At 28.7% G+C, this 20419-nt stretch carries 10 protein-coding genes and 1 pseudogene; 4 read left to right on the top strand and 7 right to left on the bottom strand.

What is annotated here, in order from left to right; all coding sequences use genetic code 11:
* Positions 1–42: 42 nt before the first annotated feature.
* The 5 genes from rplJ to secE all read right to left on the bottom strand — a co-directional run bounded on the left by rplJ (position 43) and on the right by secE (position 3280).
* Positions 43–546: a 50S ribosomal protein L10 gene (gene rplJ / locus HACICURV3402_RS02070; RefSeq protein ID WP_157992688.1), complete on the bottom strand. Its 504-nt coding sequence runs from the start codon at positions 544–546 to the stop codon at positions 43–45.
* Positions 547–982: 436 nt separating this feature from the next.
* A complete protein-coding gene (gene rplA / locus HACICURV3402_RS02065; RefSeq protein ID WP_157992687.1) occupies positions 983–1687 on the bottom strand; it encodes a 50S ribosomal protein L1 in 705 nt (234 codons plus the stop codon).
* A gap of 2 nt (positions 1688–1689) precedes the next feature.
* Positions 1690–2118 (bottom strand): 50S ribosomal protein L11, encoded by a 429-nt coding sequence (rplK, locus tag HACICURV3402_RS02060; protein ID WP_157992686.1) that lies wholly within the window; start codon positions 2116–2118, stop codon positions 1690–1692.
* Between the two features lie 228 nt (positions 2119–2346).
* A complete protein-coding gene (gene nusG, locus HACICURV3402_RS02055; protein ID WP_157992685.1) occupies positions 2347–2892 on the bottom strand; it encodes a transcription termination/antitermination protein NusG in 546 nt (181 codons plus the stop codon).
* 1 nt (position 2893) lies between these two features.
* The gene (gene secE / locus HACICURV3402_RS02050) at positions 2894–3280 is read right to left on the bottom strand and encodes a preprotein translocase subunit SecE (RefSeq protein ID WP_157992684.1); all 387 of its coding nucleotides are present in this window, start codon (positions 3278–3280) and stop codon (positions 2894–2896) included.
* Positions 3281–4941: 1661 nt separating this feature from the next.
* On the opposite strand from secE, the gene ptsI reads away from it, so the two are divergent.
* From ptsI to udk, 3 genes are all read left to right on the top strand, one after another.
* Positions 4942–6657 carry a phosphoenolpyruvate-protein phosphotransferase PtsI gene (gene ptsI, locus HACICURV3402_RS02045; RefSeq protein WP_157992683.1) on the top strand — a complete coding sequence of 572 codons (1716 nt, stop codon included), beginning with the start codon at positions 4942–4944 and terminating at the stop codon, positions 6655–6657.
* A gap of 636 nt (positions 6658–7293) precedes the next feature.
* Positions 7294–8166: a pyridoxal kinase gene (gene pdxY / locus HACICURV3402_RS02040; protein ID WP_157992682.1), complete on the top strand. Its 873-nt coding sequence runs from the start codon at positions 7294–7296 to the stop codon at positions 8164–8166.
* A 306-nt stretch (positions 8167–8472) separates the two neighbouring features.
* Positions 8473–9117: a uridine kinase gene (gene udk / locus HACICURV3402_RS02035; protein ID WP_157992681.1), complete on the top strand. Its 645-nt coding sequence runs from the start codon at positions 8473–8475 to the stop codon at positions 9115–9117.
* Between the two features lie 3719 nt (positions 9118–12836).
* Here the strand turns inward: udk and mrcB are convergent.
* Positions 12837–15140, bottom strand: a pseudogene (gene mrcB, locus HACICURV3402_RS02030) (bifunctional glycosyl transferase/transpeptidase); the annotation flags it as partial.
* A gap of 1813 nt (positions 15141–16953) precedes the next feature.
* A complete protein-coding gene (ribA, locus tag HACICURV3402_RS02025) occupies positions 16954–17544 on the bottom strand; it encodes a GTP cyclohydrolase II (RefSeq protein WP_157992679.1) in 591 nt (196 codons plus the stop codon).
* A gap of 1201 nt (positions 17545–18745) precedes the next feature.
* On the opposite strand from ribA, the gene pgpB reads away from it, so the two are divergent.
* On the top strand, positions 18746–19483 hold the full coding sequence (gene pgpB, locus HACICURV3402_RS02020) for a phosphatidylglycerophosphatase B (RefSeq protein WP_157992678.1): 738 nt from the start codon (positions 18746–18748) through the stop codon (positions 19481–19483).
* The last annotated feature ends 936 nt before the right edge of the window (positions 19484–20419 follow it).

Below are 20419 nucleotides of genomic sequence, written 5' to 3'. Positions count from 1 at the left end.
GTTGTTACGTAAGCAAATAAGAGAAACAATAAGCCTGTTACTTTAAGAACTATTAGCTTCCTTTTGGTTGCGTAAGGCAACAAAAGTACGTAATAGTTTTCCGGCAGTGGCCTCTTTTATCGTGATTACTAATCGTATAATCGCTTCATGGTAAGTAGGTAGATTTGCTAATCGATCAATAAGATCTGAGTTTATTAGTTCGTTTTCAAAGGCTGAGTCTTTAATTTTAAAATTAACATTGGTTTTAGCGAATGCCTTAAACAAACGAGCAGCTGTGCCAGGATGTTCCATAGAATATGCAATTAAAGTTGGTCCAGTCAATGTTGTGTTTAAACACTCAAACTGCGTGTCTTTAATACTACGGCGTAACAAGGTATTGCGTATAACACGTATATAGACGTTAGCTTCTCGACCTGATTTACGAAGTTCGTTAATTTTATTGACACTTATTCCGCAGGTATTTGCTGTTACTGCAGATAATGCGCTTTTAGCTATATTATTGACTTCAGTAACAATTGTTTTTTTATCTTGAATATTTAAGGCCATTATCTTTTGCTCCTGGATTATTCTGGAATTCACAGAGGCTTTCTTTCGCTCACTTTCCTTATGTTAGGTAGATATATAATTTATGGTAATTTGAATTCCACATAGGGGTTAAAACTGTTTTTGATCTTCTCAGTATTTCTGGCAACAAGTATGTTAAAAACACAGTCTCCGATGCATATGTAGCCTTTCTTTTTGACAAGGAAAGCATTTAAAATCTAAAATGTTAAGATTGGATGTGTCGTAATTTAATAGTTTTATTTAGTATAACTTATCGATTTAGTGAGATATTGACAAGGTTTGAATTAGTTACTTGTAAGGTAAATATTTAATTATCAATTAATATAAACTCTTATAAGTGGGTTAGTATTTTCATATCTATTTAAAGTATTTCATAGATAGATTTTAGGCAAATCTTTTTCTTTGGTAAAGAAAAAGATTAGTTAGCGGAGTCTTTTAGACTAGCTTGATCTAATGTAACACAGGTTCCCATGGTAGTCGAGATGCTAATTTTTTTGATAAACATACCTTTTGATTGAGGTGGTTTGGCTTTTTTAAGAGAGATTAATAGATATTCTAAATTTGTTTTTAAGTGATGTATATCAAAATTAATTTTACCAATAGTGCTATGGATAATCCCGTTTTTGTCGTTACGATAACGAACTTGACCTGATTTAGCATTTCTTACTGCTTCTCTAATATGATCTGTTATAGTGCCTACTTTTAGGTTAGGCATAAGACCTCGTGGTCCAAGTATGTGGCCTAATTGGCTAACAATATGCATTGTATCTGAAGATGCAATAACGACATCAAAGTTCATCTCGCCTTTTTTCACTTTTGCCGCAAGATCTTCTAATCCTACTAATTCCGCACCTTCTTCTATCGCGGCTTGAACATTAGTTCCTTGAGTAAATACCGCTACGCGTGTAATGCGACCAGTACCATAAGGTAAGATAGTGGACCCGCGGATATTCTGGTCAGACTTACGTGGATCAATGCCTAATTTAACTGCTACATCAACACTTTCTATGAATTTAACAACTGCTAGTTTTTTCAGGAGGACTAGAGCTTCATTTATCTCATATGGTTTAGTTCGGTCAATGTTTTCAGAAATTTTTCGCATGCGTTTGCTTAGATTAGCCATTTTTAGTCCTCTATGACTAGGCCTATAGAACGAGCAGTTCCTTCAATAGAACGCGTCATTGCTTCAATGTTAGATCCTGTCATGTCTTCATATTTAATCTCAGCTATCTCACGTAGCTTTGAGCGTGATAATGTACCGATTTTTTGTTGGTTTGGTTTTCCAGAACCAGATACTACCCCGGTTGCTTTTTTTAGAAGAGTGGCTGATGGAGGGCTTTTAGTGATAAACGTAAAGGAACGATCACTATAAACTGTAATAATAACTGGAATGGGTAGCCCTTTTTCAAAAGAATCTGTTTTTGCATTAAATGCTTTGCAGAATTCCATAATATTCACACCTCTTTGTCCAAGAGCTGGACCTACGGGCGGGCTAGGGTTTGCCATACCCGCTGCAACCTGTAGTTTAACGTAGGTTTGTACTTTTTTAGCCATAATAATACCTCAAGCAAGGTGATCATATTTATTTGTTTCTGTATAACTAATTTTTATTTATTATCTTAAATAATTATTAAAGATAATTGATGTTGAATTAGAGTAATTATATTATATCTTTCAATTTATGGATATTTAAGTCTGAAAAGAGTGGATTTTAATGTATTATCACATAATTTATATATAATCGTGTAATAATTATATATGAGTTGAACGAGGGAAAATATATTAACCCTTTTCAACTTGAGCAAAATCTAGTTCCACTGGCGTTGCGCGACCAAAGATAGATACGGATACTGTTAGACGACTTTTCTCATAATCAACTTCTTCTACCACACCATTAAAATCGGAAAAAGGACCGTCATTAACACGGACCATCTCACCTGGTTCGAAGAGTGTTTTTGGACGCGGCTTATCTCCTGCTTGCTGCAATAGTCCCATAATTGCATCAGCTTCCTTAAAGCTGATTGGCGCTGGACGATCTGAGGTACCTCCAATAAAACCCATGACTCTAGGAACGCTACGTACGAGATGCCAACTTGCATCGTTCATTGCCATTTGTACCAATACATATCCAGGGAAAAACTTTCGTTCGCTTTTACGACGCTGACCACGACGGATTTCAACTACTTCTTCGGTAGGAACCATGATATCCCCAAATAGTGTTTCCATGCTATGTAATTTAATATATTCACGTAGAGATTGGGCTACGCGACTTTCGAATCCGGAAAACGCTTGAACAACGTACCAGCGTTTGTTAGGAGTTTCAGACATCTCAAAACCTCAGGCCAGTAATAAATGATATGACGCGGACCAGTAGATTATCAAGTCCCCATAGAATAAGTGACATTACGGCAGTTGCTCCACTAACAATTAATGTTGTATGCAACGTCTCGTTAAGAGACGGCCAAGTAATTTTTTTTATTTCTCTATGCGCTTGATAGATATAGTCTATAGCTATTTTTCCTTTTTCTGTTAATCGGAAAAGGCTAGTTGCTGTAGTTAATAAAAAAAGTATCGCAAATATTCGTAGATATGCAGGGGTATTAGAAAACCAAATATTTCCTATTATAGCGATGAGAAAACAAAATATGATGCTTATCCATTTACTTACTTCTAACCAGCGTTGTTTTTGTTTTGTTCCAGTAAAATATGCATTCATAAACGAACCTTTAAATCAAACATTACTGCAATATAAATTAAAGAAATATTGATTTTGTAATTTATAGATCTTCTAAGTAACCTTAATTATGTATTTATATTCTAAAGAGCTGTTCTTTTTTTTAGATTGTTCAAATTAAATTGCAATATTCTCTTTAATTATTGCAATATTCTCTTTATTTAAGAGAAATGAAGTTTTATAGTGCTTGTTACTCTGATAGTGAGATTCTTGTTTACCAGAATTATATTGTAGCCTATTTATGATGGGTCTTAAATACTCTTTTAAAATAATTTTGTAATATTATTTAAATATAACATAATTATTTATAGATTATATCTATCTATTGAGAGTAGGTGATATCTATAAAATTAATTTAAGAAATATGAATGGTTTAGATTGTGAAAGATTCGTCTATCTAATAAAACATAGAATATCGATTAGGTATATACTAATTGAAGTATGATACGATGTGGGTCTTATAATTTTTCTGTATTTAATTCCAAAGAATGAAGCTTCATATTTGAGTTGGGATTATGAAATTAATGCGGATTTATCGGATTATTTAGGTTATTAATATGAATTAATGAATGATACGTGTTATTTAGGTTTATTTTTTCTCTTGTTGGATCATTGTCATGCGCAATACTTTGTTGTTTCTTTTTATTTTTGGAAAATTATTTTTGGAAAAAAATATTAAAGAGTTATTTGCAATAACACCCTTGATAACTCAAGGGTAAGTATGCCTAATAATTAGGATAGATTTCTTGAGAGCAGAAGGTTGAATCAAAAGACTTAAGGCGATAAAATCGCTTAGATTATCAGTTAAATTCAAAACATTTTCATGCGGTTTTTTTTATTTTATCCATTGTCAGACTTGATTTTGAGTCTGATTTATATATCTATCGATATCCTAGTATTGAGTAGTAAAATAAAAATATCCTATATTTAATATAATTTTTCAGTATCTATTCTGTATCTAGATATGTTTTTAGATTTTATGTTTTAAAATTAATTAGTTTAACTATAACAATATATTATTGATAATGGTTAAATATGTTGTAATTTGAAAATTAATTTTGTGATGAGAGAAACTTTATTGCAAGTCAACAAATTAATGAGATTGGGTTATACTAAAAATAATATTTTTAGTGATTTTGTGTAATTTATATAGCTTATTATGAATTTTAAACTGTGTTTACAAGATTAATGATGCATAAACGCTACTATAATTTATGTTATATATTACCATTTATAATCCAATACTAACTATAAGAGAGATACGATAACTTATTCAATATTCTATGAAATAACTAATTCTATGAAATAACTAATTATTGGATTATATATTAGATAGCTTCGTTGATCTGAGAGTTGGATGATAAGAGATATAATAGACTTTAGAATATTAGATAGTAACTATTACATTAAATAATAGAGTGGGATTGGTATATAGGCCTACATATTAGATCCTGTCTTAAAGACAGTATTGAATATTAATTAAAGAGTACTAGTAATTGTTACTTATACGTAACTGGAAAAATATTTCAGAAAAATTAAGAGATTAATTAACTTTATTTATTTGATGTGTTAATAAAAAATATTAATACAGTTCCGCATTGTTTATTTCTTTAGAAAATGATTAGAAGATAAAGGTAGAGATTATGATTTCAGGTATTTTAGCGTCACCAAATATAGCTTTTGGAAAAGCTCTTCTTCTACGAGAAGAGGAAATTATTATTAATCATCAGAAGATTTCTTCTGAGCAAAAAGACAAGGAAATTCAAAGATTTTTAGATGGACGTCAGAAGGCTACTGAACAGCTTAAAAGTATTGCAATCCAAGCCAGTCAAACTTGTGGAGAAGAGAAAGAAGAAATATTTGAAGGACATCTAATGCTTTTAGAAGATGAAGAGCTAGAAAAGGATGTTGTATCTTTAATTAAAGAAGAATTATACACTGCAGATGCAGCTGTTTTTACTATAATTAATTCTCAAGCCAAAGCGCTAGAAGAGTTGGATGATGAATATTTAAAAGAGCGTGCATCTGACATACGTGATATTGGAAAGCGTTTATTGAAAAATATTCTTGGTTTACATATTATAGATTTCAGTGCCATTAATGAAGAAGTATTGTTAGTTGCTAAAGATCTAACTCCGTCAGAAACAGCACAGCTTAATTTGAAAAAAGTTTTAGGTTTTATTACTGACACTGGGGGCAGAACTTCACATACTTCAATCATGGCTCGTTCACTAGGATTACCAGCTATTGTCGGAACGGGAAACATTACGAGTAAGGTTAAAAATGATGATTTTTTGATTTTAGATGCAATTAATAATAAGGTTTACATTAATCCATCTGAGGAAAAAATTGCGGAATTTAAGATTTTAGCTCACCAATATGCTCTTGAAAAAAATGAGTTGGGGCAATTAAAAAATCTTCCGGCGATTACCTTAGATGGTCATCGGGTTAAGTTAAGCGCTAATATTGGGACTGGGCGTGATATTATAGGTATAGACCGTTATGGGGCAGAAGGTGTTGGACTTTATCGTACAGAGTTTTTATTTATGGATAGAGATTCGTTACCGAGTGAAGAAGAGCAGTTTCAGGCTTATAAATCTGTAGCAAAAACAGTAGGAGATCAGGGTGTAATTTTACGGACAATGGATATTGGTGGTGATAAAGATTTACCATATATGCATCTTCCTCATGAAGCTAATCCTTGTCTAGGTTGGCGCGCTATTCGTATAGGTATGGATCGTACAGAAATCTTACATGCTCAATTACGTGCTATTTTGCGTGCCTCCGTTTTTGGTACATTGCGAGTTATGTTCCCTATGATTATTTCTGTGGAAGAAGTTCGTTTTCTGAAAGAGCAGATAGAGATTTTAAAGGTTCAGCTTCGTAAAGAAAGAAAGGATTTTAATGAGACAATTGAAATTGGTATTATGGTAGAGACGCCTGCTTCTGCGGTAATTGCTCACCATTTAGCCAAAGAGGTTGATTTCTTTAGTATTGGAACAAATGATTTAACTCAGTATACTTTAGCTGTAGACCGCGGTAATAATTTGATCTCCCATCTTTATAATCCTATATCTCCATCTATTTTGATATTAATCAAACAGGTGATCGATTCTGCTCATTCTGAAGGAAAATGGACAGGAATGTGTGGTGAATTAGCAGGAGACGTACATGCCACTTTATTGTTATTAGGTATGGGATTAGATGAGTTTAGCATGAGCTCTATTGCGATTCCACCTATTAAGAAACTTATTCGTAGTACTCAATTTAAAGAGGCTCAGGTTTTAGCAGAGAAAGCGTTAATGAAACCAACGGCGGAAGAATTAGTACAACTAGTTGATCAATTTCTTAAAGAATAATTTTTTGGACAAGGGTGATATAATTTTTTATTAAATATAGTGTTATAAATTCGTTCTATGAATAAGCCATAGTGAGTTTTTCTAAATTAGTATAGACTGAGTGTTTACATAATAGCATGTAGGTAGTTTTTGTGAGTTTTTATTTATGCAATAACGATAGGTATTATTTTTGTTTAGTATGTAATAATCTAAAAACGAAACATGATTTTTACTTCCTCAATATTTAAACGATAATTATAGAAATGATGAATGATTTCTAGATGTTAAACAGGCAACAATTGAATCAAAACTGTATATGATTATGCTATATGGATAAGGGTTAAATCTATAGGGTATTAAAAGTAAATTAATTAGATTCTATAATCTAATCTAAAAGAAAAAATCTAATATTCGTGTTAATTAAACATTGGTGATAAGATAATTATTGTATGTATTTAAATAATGTGAGAACCAATTTCTTTAAGATCGTATGTAGAATCAATTTCTCTTATATATTGAATTAGGCTGTATTAATCATGCTTAAGAACTTCTTGCACTTTACCTCATGTGGGAAAATTTAGAAAAGAAAAAGTCAATCTACTAATTAGCCCATTAATAATTGAGTTTTACCAGACTCGTATCAGGGGTTAAAATGTAATGAAAAATATTTTTTCCATTCAGTCTCATGCGGTTTTTGATTATGCAGGCAATACTGCAGCGCTATTCCTCATGTGGCAGCTCGGCGCAAAAGTGTGGCCATTAAATACTGTGCAACTGTCTAATTATATTCAATATGGTTATTGGCTTATATCAATAATGCCTAAAGATCATCCAATAGATATTGTGTGTCGAATTAGTGATATTAATTGGTTAGAAACTTGTGGCGCAGTACTAAGTGGATGTTTTGGCTCTGTGGAACAGCAAGAGGCAATACTAGAGAGTGTGCGCGTGGTCAAAGAAGCTAACCATAAGGCTTGGTATTTTTGTGACCAAGTAATAGGTCGTACTCAACAGGAATGTGTTGTCGAATCTGGTATCGAACAGTTTCATACAAAAGGATCACTATTGAAAAGTGATATTGTTGTACCTAATTTTCTTTATTTGGAAATATTGAGTAGTCAATGTAGGGTAAAAAATGTTCATGAGGCTATTACTGTAGATCATGTTTGTATTTTTCAGGGTATAAAAATTTTTTTTATAAAGAAGTTATCTCCAGAAGGGTTCTATAGAGATCAATTAGAGGTGTTGTTAGTCAGTGCAGATCAAATATGGCATATTTCTCGAGCATTAATCGATTTTGGTTTCTATGAACTAGCGGGAATGGATGACTTGACTAACAGTATGTTGTTTGTCAATCTTCTTTATTCTTTTTATCTAAAGAGTGCGATGGGGCGCGTTGCAGAAGATTTGTATACAGTTATTCTACAAACGTATCACATGGGTGATTGTGAGCTACAGTTAGTTGTAGAACAACAAGATATTGTTGAACCAACGATAAATTTTACTGCTGTAAAGGCTTTGTTGTTATAAAACTTCATGTGTGAAAGGAGGCGTGTTTAATACGTTCTTAAAGACTAGACTAGATGTATTGATATTTATCACACATGAATTTACTTATAGCTAGTATAGAGCATGAAGTAAGATTAGACCTCATGCGTTCGGATCACCTAGTGTTTTTGGATGGCGGTAGCGTTATACTATAGGAGTACTATTTCGGATATCAGTTTACCTGGCTTTATTATATTCTGAATTAGTGGTTGCTATATTTTTAAATATCTAGAAACCTAGATGGAGCACTTACCCGTTAATATGGTCTTAAGTTCAGGTCGTTAAGATATGATTGAACAGTTGCATCATCAGTGCGTCATCATAGGTATTGCAGGCGCATCTGCCTCGGGAAAGAGCCTGATTGCTAGTACATTGTATCATGAAGTTCGAGCTCGTTTTGGTGATGATAATATTGGTGTCATTCCTGAGGATGCTTATTATAGAGACCAGGGGCACCTTACTATGGTGGAACGAGTTAAAACTAATTATGATCATCCCAATTCCATGGACCACAGTTTGCTTTTAGAGCATCTACAAATTTTAAAATCAGGGCATCCAATTAATCTTCCGATATACAGTTATGTTGAACATACTCGTACTGGCCAAACGCTTCATATAAAACCTAAAAAGGTTATTATTCTTGAAGGAATCCTTCTTTTAACTAATATTAAATTGCGAAAAGAAATGAATTTTTCTATTTTTGTTGATACACCTCTTGATATTTGCCTTATGCGTCGTATTCAGCGTGATGTAAATCAGCGAGGTCGTTCTATGGATTCAGTAATAGCTCAATACCAGGAGACCGTAAGACCCATGTTCTTGCAATTTATTGAACCCTGTAAACAATATGCTGATATCATTGTACCACGAGGAGGGAAAAATCGTATTGCTATTGATATTTTAAAAGCAAAAATTAATCAATTTTTTGAATAATCTATTTAAAATACGTAAGAGCGAATCAATGAAATAATTTGATAATGTTCATTTTATTTTACGATCTATAAAGGTTGCTTTATGGCTTAAAGTATTCAAGGCACACAGAAAACTTTTATTTTTTAATCTGTTGGTTCGGCAGAAGGTTGAGTATTTTTTAAAATTTAATTTTTTGTATTCATAGTTATCGAATATGAATGCAGACTCTTTTTATTAAAAAGATTTGTTGAATAATTATCTAGGATAGAATAGATAGTTTTTAGATATATAGTTTTCAATATTCTAGCTCATAGAAGAAATGCGCTATCTATACTGATTAGCTATATTAAGACTGGTTGATTCGGTTTGGTATTATAAGAGAATGATGATTATTTTTAATTTTGATTCTACAGAATATTTATTCTATTAAATTTTGTTTTGTATAGTAGTTAGTTTTTGTAGTAATATTTTGGATGACCAACCTTTATCCTAAGTATCGGTAGTGGAAGGATTTATTAATGATTTCTTTCGGATCGAAGAGATAGTGATGATGAAATCAATATTAATTGTGATAATATGAATATTTATATTTTAATATCTATTAGGAATTGACGTTTATTTCAAGTTGTTTTGCTAAAGATGCGTGTACAGTTGAATATATTGTCTTTTTATAAAAAGACAAAAGAAAAGAGATTTATTAAGATTTAATTCTTTCAGAATAATAAGAAATTTTCTTGATTTAAATTATTGTATATTGTTTTTAAGAGATAAAGATACTATATTTTTAGTAAATTTTAAATATGTATTATACAATATATGAATCTATACATATTATACTCATTGATTGTTATATACTGTTATGGTATAAGAACATTACTCGGATTGTTTAATTTTAATTAACATATTTAATTAAATGAATGTAAGTGTTAGTATAATTTTTTTTGTGTACTTATTAGATATGATTATAGTATTAATTTCTACTTATAATTATAATAAATAGTATAACAATGAATGTTGGATATATTTATTTTTGTTACTATCTTTCATTAAAATAAAAAATAATTTATGAGTAATATTGTTTGTCTTATGTTGACTAATATATAGAATTGATAATTCATTATATTAATATAAAATATTAATATAAATTGATTATTTATTAATAAGAACTATATTATTATAATTGGATAAAATATTAATATGATATTATATTAGTCTTTATATTATTATCTGAAATAAGTTTTATTATTAATAAGAGATTTTAAGATTATATTAATTTTTTTTGTAATCAAATAAGAAAGATATATTTTATAAGTTTTGCATTTAAATTGACATTTTCTTTTCTATAGACTATGCTATAGAATTATAAGTGATTCAGAATGAATTAAATATATTTAATATTTTATCATATAGTTGTAGTATGGTATTTTTCTTATATTTTTAATATAAAAATAGTTTTTATGTATTAGAATATATAATATTAATAATTATATAGATTTTATATTCAAGAAATAAATGATTACATTAGATTTTATATTCAAGAAATAAATGATTACATAATATAGTCGTGTTAGTTAGTCTTGAAATTTATTCAAGAGACTTAAGTTTAATTATGATAAATAATGATTTTACTTAATGTTAATATTTTATTAATTTATTCTCTGATAAAAGATGATTTATTTATAGAGAGCGCATTTGTAAATTATAATAATTTTTAGATAATAATCATTCTAAGATAAGAGCGGATATGATAAATGATTTATGTATTTCTCTAAATAAAAGATAATATTTTTATTATTTTTTATGAAAAAAAGTTATCTCACCTAGTTTTCTACCACTCTTCTCAAAAATTCGTATAATTTATGGTCAATCTGTTATAATTGTGTTTAGAGGTTCTTTTTTCGCATGATGATTATTTATGATTATTAAGGTCTCATGGTTGATTATTAGAATCTATTTATCATAAATTTATTCATAAAGATTGATCTGTAAAACTATTACGTATACATATTGATTTGTAAAATTATTTTTTCATTAAAATAATTCATATTATTGAAAATGATTGGTTTTTCATATTTTTTATGAGGTTTTTATTAAAAAACATATAATCTATACTTTCTTAAAAAGAATGTTAGATTAATATAATTAGGTTTTTTAGTACATTAAATGCTATCTATTTAGTGAATAGATAGTTAAATAAGAGTGTCTATTACGTCTTGTATAGAATAAAATATTATTTTTAATGATATATTTTTTATTAAGATCAGTAATATTATATTTAACGTATATTATTATTTAGTTCTTGAGAGAGAATGTAAATTATTGGCGATTTATGTTTTTCAGAGATAGGAAAGGTAAAGAATTAAATGCGTGCTGAGCGGATTAGATTGGTATTCTACCAATAGCAGTTTAGTAATGATATTATGAGATCTTTCTTAAAAAATACAGACATAGTAGTAATGCAGAAAATGAAAACAGTGTCTACATTTCTGTCAATGTTTGCAGGAATAATGTATTTATTGTATAGATATGGTTTATATCGTGTATGTTTTATATTCATTATTTAGATAATAGATGATATAGTTAGATTTCTATGCTGAGTCTTTCTATTTACGTTCTATATTGAAATGTTTCACCATAACTATGGTGGAGCATTTAATGATTGGAGTATTTAATTATGAAGTTAAAGAGATGTTTTATATGTAATATATGGTTTGATTGATTACTTAATCTCTTATCTATAGTGAGAGATATTTATAACATTTTTAATTTTTTTAATTATTTACTATAGAGATATTTTAGTTTTTTAAAAAAATTAATGAATAAGTTACATTATGTGTGCATATAATTCTTAGTTTATCAATTATAGTATTATTATATTCATAGTTATTTATGTTATTTTAGAAAATTATTTTTTTATTATATTTTTTATATTGTTTTTTTATATTGTTTAGTTTAGAGCTATATAGACTTTGTTATAAAAGAAATCATAATAATTTTAAATTATAGTGATATGAGTAACTGACGATAGTGTATTCTTGAAAGTTATTCGGTATATTGATAAGATGATTCTTTCTTATTATGTAATGTTTCATATGAAAACTATTAATTTTAATAAGAAATTAAAATCATGGTTTAGGTTATTTTGTAAAGATCAATTGATGTGATTTGAGTAATAATAGTAAAAATATATACTTTAATATGGTTAGAGTATCTAGTCTAGTTTATTAAAATATATTATGTATTGATATATTAAGATTCTTTTTTATAGAACATATTTTTTATTAGTTTGTGTCTGGTTATGATTGTGGTATGTAAGATTAGTATGAATAAAGTACCATTGATTTTTATTAATAAAATTATTTAACATGAATATGATTAAAGATTTTTATTAAATTTGATCTAAATGGTTAAATAAATTATTTATTTTTTTATTACAAGAGAATAGTTTTATTTATTCAGTAAATTTTTATTAGATATATAAATTTAATGTAAAGTAGTTTTGAATGTCATATTATAAAGTATTTTTAATAATTGATTAATAAAAGAAAGAGTTATTGTATTCCATACTCTTGTTAATGGTTATTAATATTCTACACTGTGATAGATTAAATCTAGATTATTATTTATCTCATTTTGTATTCATGGTAGTTTCGTCTAGATGATTTGTTCCGTCATTATAATATTAGCTGATATATATAAAGTACGAGTTTTAGTTTCTTGGCGATATTATATAATTTTTTTTATTTAGAAATATTTATTACCTGTTTCCATATATTTTTGAACCAGTTGATGACTTTTTTGTGACTTGTGGTGTGTTTTGTTTTTTCTTCTTTTGTCTTGTGACACAGGGGTCTTTCTTCTTCAGTCCACACTGGAAGAATGCGCCACGCTGTTTTATTATTACATATCCAAGTACCGGAAAAATTAATATTCATTAATTGAATATTGTGTGGTAATTGTAATTCAAGGGGCATGGGTTCATGATATTCAAGATAGCGTTGATATAATCGCATCGCACCATTTTCACCGTATAAGCGAGTAGGTTGATTGTTATCGCGTCCAATCCATGTAATTGTAACAGATTTTCCATCGATACCTGCAAACCAGCTGTCTACTAAATTATTAGTGGTACCAGTTTTTCCTGCTAATTGAGAATGAGGGAATTGAGCGCCTAATGATACTGCTGTACCACGATTGACTACTTGTTGTATTGCATATAATGTTAAATAAGCTGCTTGACTTGGTACCGTTTGTTTTAATTGTGGAAAACTTTCGTAAAGAATGTTACCTTCTGCAGAAATTACTGATCGGAGAGATGATAATAGCGCACGATTGCCACCGCTGGCAATAGTCTGAAAGGTTTGTGCTACTTCAATTGGTGTTAAGTTTAAAGCTCCTAGAAGGATAGATGGGACAGGTTGTAATTGGTTTATTGGGGCACCAAGACGAGTCCATGTATCTATTATGGATGTAAGCCCAAGTTGCATTCCAAGAGTAACTGCAGGGACATTGAGTGAGTTAGTTAGGGCATCAATTAGCATAATGCGATCACTAAAATATCCTGAGTCATTTTTTGGTTGCCAAATGGTTCCATTTTTTTGTTTTAGAGATAAAGGGTGATCAGAAATCCATGTATTAAGTCCATAGAGATTAGGATGGCATAAAGCAGTTAAGTAGATTGCTGGTTTTGCAAGTGAACCTATGGATCGCCTTGCTTGCAATACTCGATTATATCCTGCAAATTGTGGATCAGATCCTCCAACCATGGCTCGTACTTCACCACTAAATCGGTCTACAATTATCATTGCAGTTTCTAGATCCTGTATGCCTTGTTTTTTTCGAAGTAGAGCTATTTCTTTTTCTACTGATTTTTCAGCGGCATATTGAGAAACGGGGTCGAGCGTAGTAAAAATTTGTAATCCAGATAGATCCTGAATTTTATCTCCTATATTAGCATGTATTTCATTGCGTACCATTTGCATAAATGCTGGTTGCGGTGTAACCACACCGCCTTTAGGTAGAATACCTAAAGGGCGGGAGATGAATCGTTCATAAATATCTTGGTTTATGATGTTCTTCTGTGCTAGTAAATGTAATAGAAAGTTTCGACGTTTTAATGTGAGCTGCGGATGACGCCAAGGATTATAAAGCGAAGCTCCTTTAACCATGCCGACTAGTAAGGTTTGTTGATCTAGACTTAATTCATTTACCGGACGGCCAAAATAGTATAAACTTGCTACTGGGAATCCTCTTAGTTGATCATTGCCAGCCTGTCCCAAGTAGACTTCATTAAGATATAGTTCAAGGATTCGATCTTTTTTATAACGTGCCTCTAAAATAATAGCCATATAAGCTTCGTTGATTTTACGCCAAAGAGAGCGTTGATTTGTGAGAAATAAGTTTTTTACAAGTTGTTGAGTGAGAGTGCTTCCTCCCTGTACTGCATGACCGGCCATAAGATTTATAAATAAGGCGCGACCAATTGATCTGATATTAACTCCACAGTGTTGATAGAAGCCACGATCTTCAGTTGTGAGCAATGCATTTACTAGAAGATTTGGAAAATTTTTTCGCTCTACAAATAAGCGCTGTTCACCGTTGGGTGATTGTAGTAAAGTAATTAAACGTGGATCTAAACGTAAAAATTCAAAGTTGCGTCCATTTTCAAAATTTTTAATTTCATCTAAGTAATTATTTTTAAAAGTCAGAATCGCATGTATTTGCAGTTCTTTTTTGTCGGGGAAGTTAAACGTGCGACGTATTATTTCAATGTTTTTATCTTTGATGGAAAACTCACCAGAAGACATAATGTTTGTCACTTGGCGATACTGAGCTCCTCTTAAGAGTTTGATAATTTCTTTTTTAGAGTAGAAAGAATGTGGTTCAAGAGTGATTACTCGACCATAGACTGCGGCTGGTAGTTGCCATACCTTGCCATCAATTCGAGTGCGAATTTGGCTATCAAGCCAATATCCGTATATAGTTATGACTATAAGAATGATACAAAAACTATTGATTATTAATTTAATCCATCTATTTTTTTTATGTATATTGAGCATAATTTTTGTATTTTTCATTATATATATGCATCTCTTTTCTAATCTAGATCTAGAGTGTTTTTATTTTTTCTTATGATTTTGTTATATTGTATAAAAATAATTTTTTCTCTCTGTTTTATTTGTTGACTAATTATTCTTTTTATATTCAATTAAAATTTAATCATTAGCGTAATTTTGGTGATTGAAAGAATTATAGTAAGAGATATAGTCACTATTGAGTTTTAATTCTAATTCAAAGATAATTACACCTGCTTTTCTTATTTAGTGATGTTATGATCTTATTTTTTAGATATCGATGTACAGAGATACAGTGATTATGATATTAAAAATCATATCCTAGAGTTCGAATAAGTTTATATATAAATATATATTCAAAGTTTTATCATATGATAATATGTCTCTTGTGGATAATGTAATGAGATTTTTCTATAGTGGTGTGTGATTTTTTAATATGATCAAGGTTCCTAGATTTATAGATTAAAAGGAAAGACTTCTTGCACTATAAAATTAGTTAATTGTATTTATTGATTAGTAGTATTCATGATGGTGACAATTAAATCTGATATGTTTGGTTTTTTGATATTACAGCAGTATTGTTATATGTATGATAAAACGATAGATTATAGCCATAGGATGGATGTTTTATTGATTTGGAAAGTATAATGATACAATATTTATTGTAGAAAATAGATTACATAGTTTTTTGATTATCTGTTTATCGTATTATATTGGATTTTAATGTATTGGATTTATGAAATATTTATGCATGATTAAAAATAATTAGATTAAATATTCTATTATATTTGTAAGGTGTTTGTATTGAAGGATATACTATGAAGAAGTGACTCTGTAATTTGTTGTAAATATTATTTAAATTTTAAGTTTATAGAGATTTATAAAGTTTTGAATAATCTGTTTCAAAGGATAAAAGTTTTATGAGTTTAAGCATATACATACAAGTCTAATTGTATATTCTTTAGTATATAGATTAGGATCTATTGCATGGATAAAGATTAGTATATTCTTGATTTTATTATTTTTGATTTAACTAGACTTATATAACATGTGATAATAGAATTATCAAATATAATGGTTTTTACTTTTTAAGTAATCTTGTTTATTTGTAGAATATTTATAATGTTTGTTAACAGGTCTGTTATGTGTTTGTCTGTATATAAATACATATTTATGAATCAATAATTTTTTAATTTGATTTAAAAAACATAATATATATAATACAATATTTAATAAAAAAATTTTCTTTAGAGATAAACTGTTCTAAATTATGTTTCTTTTAAAAAAATAACTATAAAATTAATGATTATATACCATATATAACCATTAATTTTATATGCAATATGAAGTTTCTAAGAGATTAACTCCTATATAAAAGTATAAAATGAGTTATCTTCGTAGAGTGGTAAAATATCATATAATATTTTATTATATTATTTTTTTGAGTGTAATTTCTATTAGCCTATGACTATAGATGGCTTTATAAGCTATAAGATATTCTCTGATTTATTAATAAGATGCTTGTGTCATGTAATATGTTATTATTACATATTGTATTGAAAGTTAATCAATAGAACCTTTTATTTTAATTTATTAGATAACTAGAGATAAATGAATTTATAATAGATTAAGTAGGTTTTTCAATACTGAAAAAGATAGGGTGTAGTTATTATTTACTGATATTAAGCATATGTGTATTTAAGGTATTAGAGATAATTTATATTATTTCATTAAATTATAATTTCAGTTTTTTATTATTGTACAAATAATCAGTATAGTGAATTTATTGCGAAAAGAGATGTCCTAGTTTTTTAGCTTTAGTATCTAAATACTTTGTGTTATTAGGATTTCGTCCTACGATTAGAGGTACACGCTCAATAATATTGATACCCTCTTCTTTCAGCATTTTGACTTTTTCGGGATTGTTAGTTAATAATCGAACTTCATTAACACCAAGTAGTTTAAACATATCTGCACAGATACTGAAGTCACGCTGATCTGCTTTGAATCCTAATTTGTGATTAGCCTCAACTGTATCACATCCCAGATCTTGTAGTGCATAAGCGCGTATTTTATTTATCAGTCCAATGTTTCTCCCTTCTTGTCGATGGTAAATAAGGATGCCAGAATTTTGTGTAGCAATTTGTATTATTGCTTCTTCCAGTTGAAAACCACAGTCACAGCGTAAACTAAATAGTGCATCTCCGGTTAGGCATTCTGAGTGTACACGGGCCAGAATAGGTTTATTCTTAGAAATATCACCAAATATTAAAGAGACATGATCTCTTTGTGTATCTAGCTCCTCAAAACCAACTATTCGGCAATGTCCGAAGGGAGTAGGTAAATCAGCTTCTGCTACTCGTTTAAGTTTCATATTAATCCCCATAAAATCTAGATGTTACGTGGATTTACTGAATAGATGAGACTTGTGGGTATGTATTATTGGTCTAATGTAGAAAATCCTGTAGTACAACATAGATATTGTTTAGCCTGCGAAAACACCATTTAGGTGGTAAGTGAGAATGTCAATAAGAATGATTACCCATCATTGGGATAATTTGAACTAAGAATATTAAAATAGCTGTAGATCTTAAGTTCTGAGTTTTAATAGTTGTTAATTTTTAGTGGTTATTTATTTTTATGTACAATAGATAGTTTATTATTTTTCATGGTTTTTCAGTCAATCGACTAATCAACCACAGACATGTATTGATATTATAATAATATGTATTATGATTATGAATAGTTTAATTTCTATGAATTTTGATTAATTAACGAGTTATAATCCTTTTTTTTAATAAAAGTTTTTTATAAGACTCTGTAAATGTTTTGTATTATGATTCTCCATTTTTTGAGATATAGCCTGTTTTTTCTTAAATGAATTTAATTTTTTTGTGCTATGTTTTATATAGCATTGATGTATGGTGACTATATTATTTCGTTTGTATTGTGCTTAGGTTTTAAGTGATCAAATAGTATGAATTAAAATCTATAGTTTGATTTTTATGGTGTTATGTGAGGATTTCATATAATTTTCTTAATTTTATTTGTCTGGTATCTCTACTAGACGATACAATGTTATCAAGCAGTTTTGGATATTATTTTAAACATAAGAAAATATATTTAGGTTTTGAGTATCTTGAGTATTTTAGTATTATTTAATCTCTTTTAGAGGAAAAGATAGAAGTGCCATGAAAATAGAAGTGCCCATATTAATATAACGATATTATACTTAATTATGAAATAATGCTTATTTTAATTAAGATAAGAATTAGATTTTCTCTTATGTTTCTTAAACAACTCGAGATTTATATAAATATGCACAGAAATATTCTGATTCATGATCATATTTTTTATGCTTGACTAGTCTGTTTTTACTAGATTATTTTTATGATACTTATGTTATTTTATTTTTGTTCTATGAGAAATGAAGTATTGATTTTCTTTGTAGAAAATATAAAATAATATGATATTGTATATTAATTATTTTTAAAGTGCAATATTGTTTAAGTCATGAGTGGGACTCTTAGCGATTAATTTCAATATTTAAATGTCCTTATAAGGATATCATCAACATGTTAGATATACTAAAACGAATCACAATAGGCTCTTTAATACTATTGCTAATGCCTCTATTAGTAATATTATCTGGATGGAAATGGCAACCCATGGATATAGGATGGGGTCATGTATTGATGTATGGTATTACTGCAACTATAAATGATACATGGGTGATATGGACGAGTATTATTTTATGTAGTTGGTTTGTTTATTGTCTGCGTTTTTCTTTTAAACCGACTATTGTTTTGATTATTATCTTGATTTCATCATTAATGATTGGAGAAGGCATAAAGACATTTCTTAAGAATCACGTAAAGGAATTACGTCCTTATAAATTATGGATTGCAGACAATTACCAAGCAAATGTGTCCAATGTTATGCAAGATAAGGATCTTGCATTGCAAGATAAAGTTTTTATATCTTCATTGGATACAAAAAAATTTCCAAAATTTTTGATTCAGCATTGGTCTCATTCAAATAATTTTGCTTTCCCTTCTGGACATACTCTTTTTGCTTCCACTTGGGCTTTGATTGGCATAGGTGTTCTTTGGCCACGACGTTATTATTGTACTGTAGTAATAATTATGGTTTGGGCCTTAGCGGTTATGGCTAGCCGTCTGATTTTCGGAATGCACTGGTCCGTCGATCTTATGGTTGCGATTATTTTTAGCTGGATATTGGCAGTATTGGTTACAATATTATTAGAAAGACTGAATTTTATACAAACTACCAGTGTACGTAGAAAGTGTTAATTATAAATTACTAGTATTATTTTATTTTATTTGTATATTTTATTGATGTTATCTTGCTGTCGCAAGATAACAGATCTTATATACATCAATATTAGATTGATTTATAGACTTATAATATTAAAAAATTTTTCTACAAGAAAATAATATTAAAAAATTTTTCTACAAGAAAAGTATTTTAACTTTAATGTGAATTGAGATGAGCTAAGTATAAGAGTAATTAATAAAATATATGTTACATGGGAATTCTTATTAATGTAAGACTGGTTTATTTAAGAAAAATTATTGATATTGAACCTTAGGTAAGGGGTTAAGATTTATTCGTGAGTTAATTTAACTATATACAATATTTCCATATTAGTGTTGATATTTAATTCATTATTTACTATTGATTCTAGCTAAAACTAGAATGAATGTAGCATGACTGAGTCATATAATAAATGCTAGAAATTATTATAAACTATGTTTATATAAATTTATTTCCTAAGTCCTAATTAGGAATTTTTAGTTTTTATTTCACTGTATACTAATATATAAAATATTATTTCACATAAATATATTATAGAATGCATAGTTTATTTATATTAGGGTTATCTAGGTTTGTATTTTGATTACATAAATAGTGTTTTCTAAAATTAGTCAGTATTTTATTCTAGTCTCAGAAAATTACAACACCTCTTATGCCAAATATAATATCAGGATTATTGATTGAATAATTTTATATATATTAATTCTAATTTTTTATTTTTTCTATGAGAAAAATCTAAAGATAGGTATATGTAATATACTATTTAATGATTTCATATCTGTTAAATAAAATTTTAAAAATTATTATAATCTAAAAATGTGACTATTGAATTGTCATGTTGGATTATACCTAGAGATATCATTGACAATTTTTCTTTATTTTAACAAATTTTTATTTTTCTTTTCCTATAT

It is taken from the genome of Candidatus Erwinia haradaeae (assembly GCF_900698925.1).
Classification (GTDB): Bacteria; Pseudomonadota; Gammaproteobacteria; order Enterobacterales; family Enterobacteriaceae; genus Erwinia_E; species Erwinia_E haradaeae_I.
This window is presented reverse-complemented; position numbering and strand designations above follow the sequence as displayed.

What these genes read in the sequence shown, in the direction of transcription:
- rplJ (WP_157992688.1), bottom strand. Translation starts at nt 546, where the DNA reads ATGGCCTTAAATATTCAAGATAAAAAAACAATTGTTACTGAAGTCAAT.
- rplA (WP_157992687.1), bottom strand. Translation starts at nt 1,687, where the DNA reads ATGGCTAATCTAAGCAAACGCATGCGAAAAATTTCTGAAAACATTGAC.
- rplK (WP_157992686.1), bottom strand. Translation starts at nt 2,118, where the DNA reads ATGGCTAAAAAAGTACAAACCTACGTTAAACTACAGGTTGCAGCGGGT.
- nusG (WP_157992685.1), bottom strand. Translation starts at nt 2,892, where the DNA reads ATGTCTGAAACTCCTAACAAACGCTGGTACGTTGTTCAAGCGTTTTCC.
- secE (WP_157992684.1), bottom strand. Translation starts at nt 3,280, where the DNA reads ATGAATGCATATTTTACTGGAACAAAACAAAAACAACGCTGGTTAGAA.
- ptsI (WP_157992683.1), top strand. Translation starts at nt 4,942, where the DNA reads ATGATTTCAGGTATTTTAGCGTCACCAAATATAGCTTTTGGAAAAGCT.
- pdxY (WP_157992682.1), top strand. Translation starts at nt 7,294, where the DNA reads ATGAAAAATATTTTTTCCATTCAGTCTCATGCGGTTTTTGATTATGCA.
- udk (WP_157992681.1), top strand. Translation starts at nt 8,473, where the DNA reads ATGATTGAACAGTTGCATCATCAGTGCGTCATCATAGGTATTGCAGGC.
- ribA (WP_157992679.1), bottom strand. Translation starts at nt 17,544, where the DNA reads ATGAAACTTAAACGAGTAGCAGAAGCTGATTTACCTACTCCCTTCGGA.
- pgpB (WP_157992678.1), top strand. Translation starts at nt 18,746, where the DNA reads ATGTTAGATATACTAAAACGAATCACAATAGGCTCTTTAATACTATTG.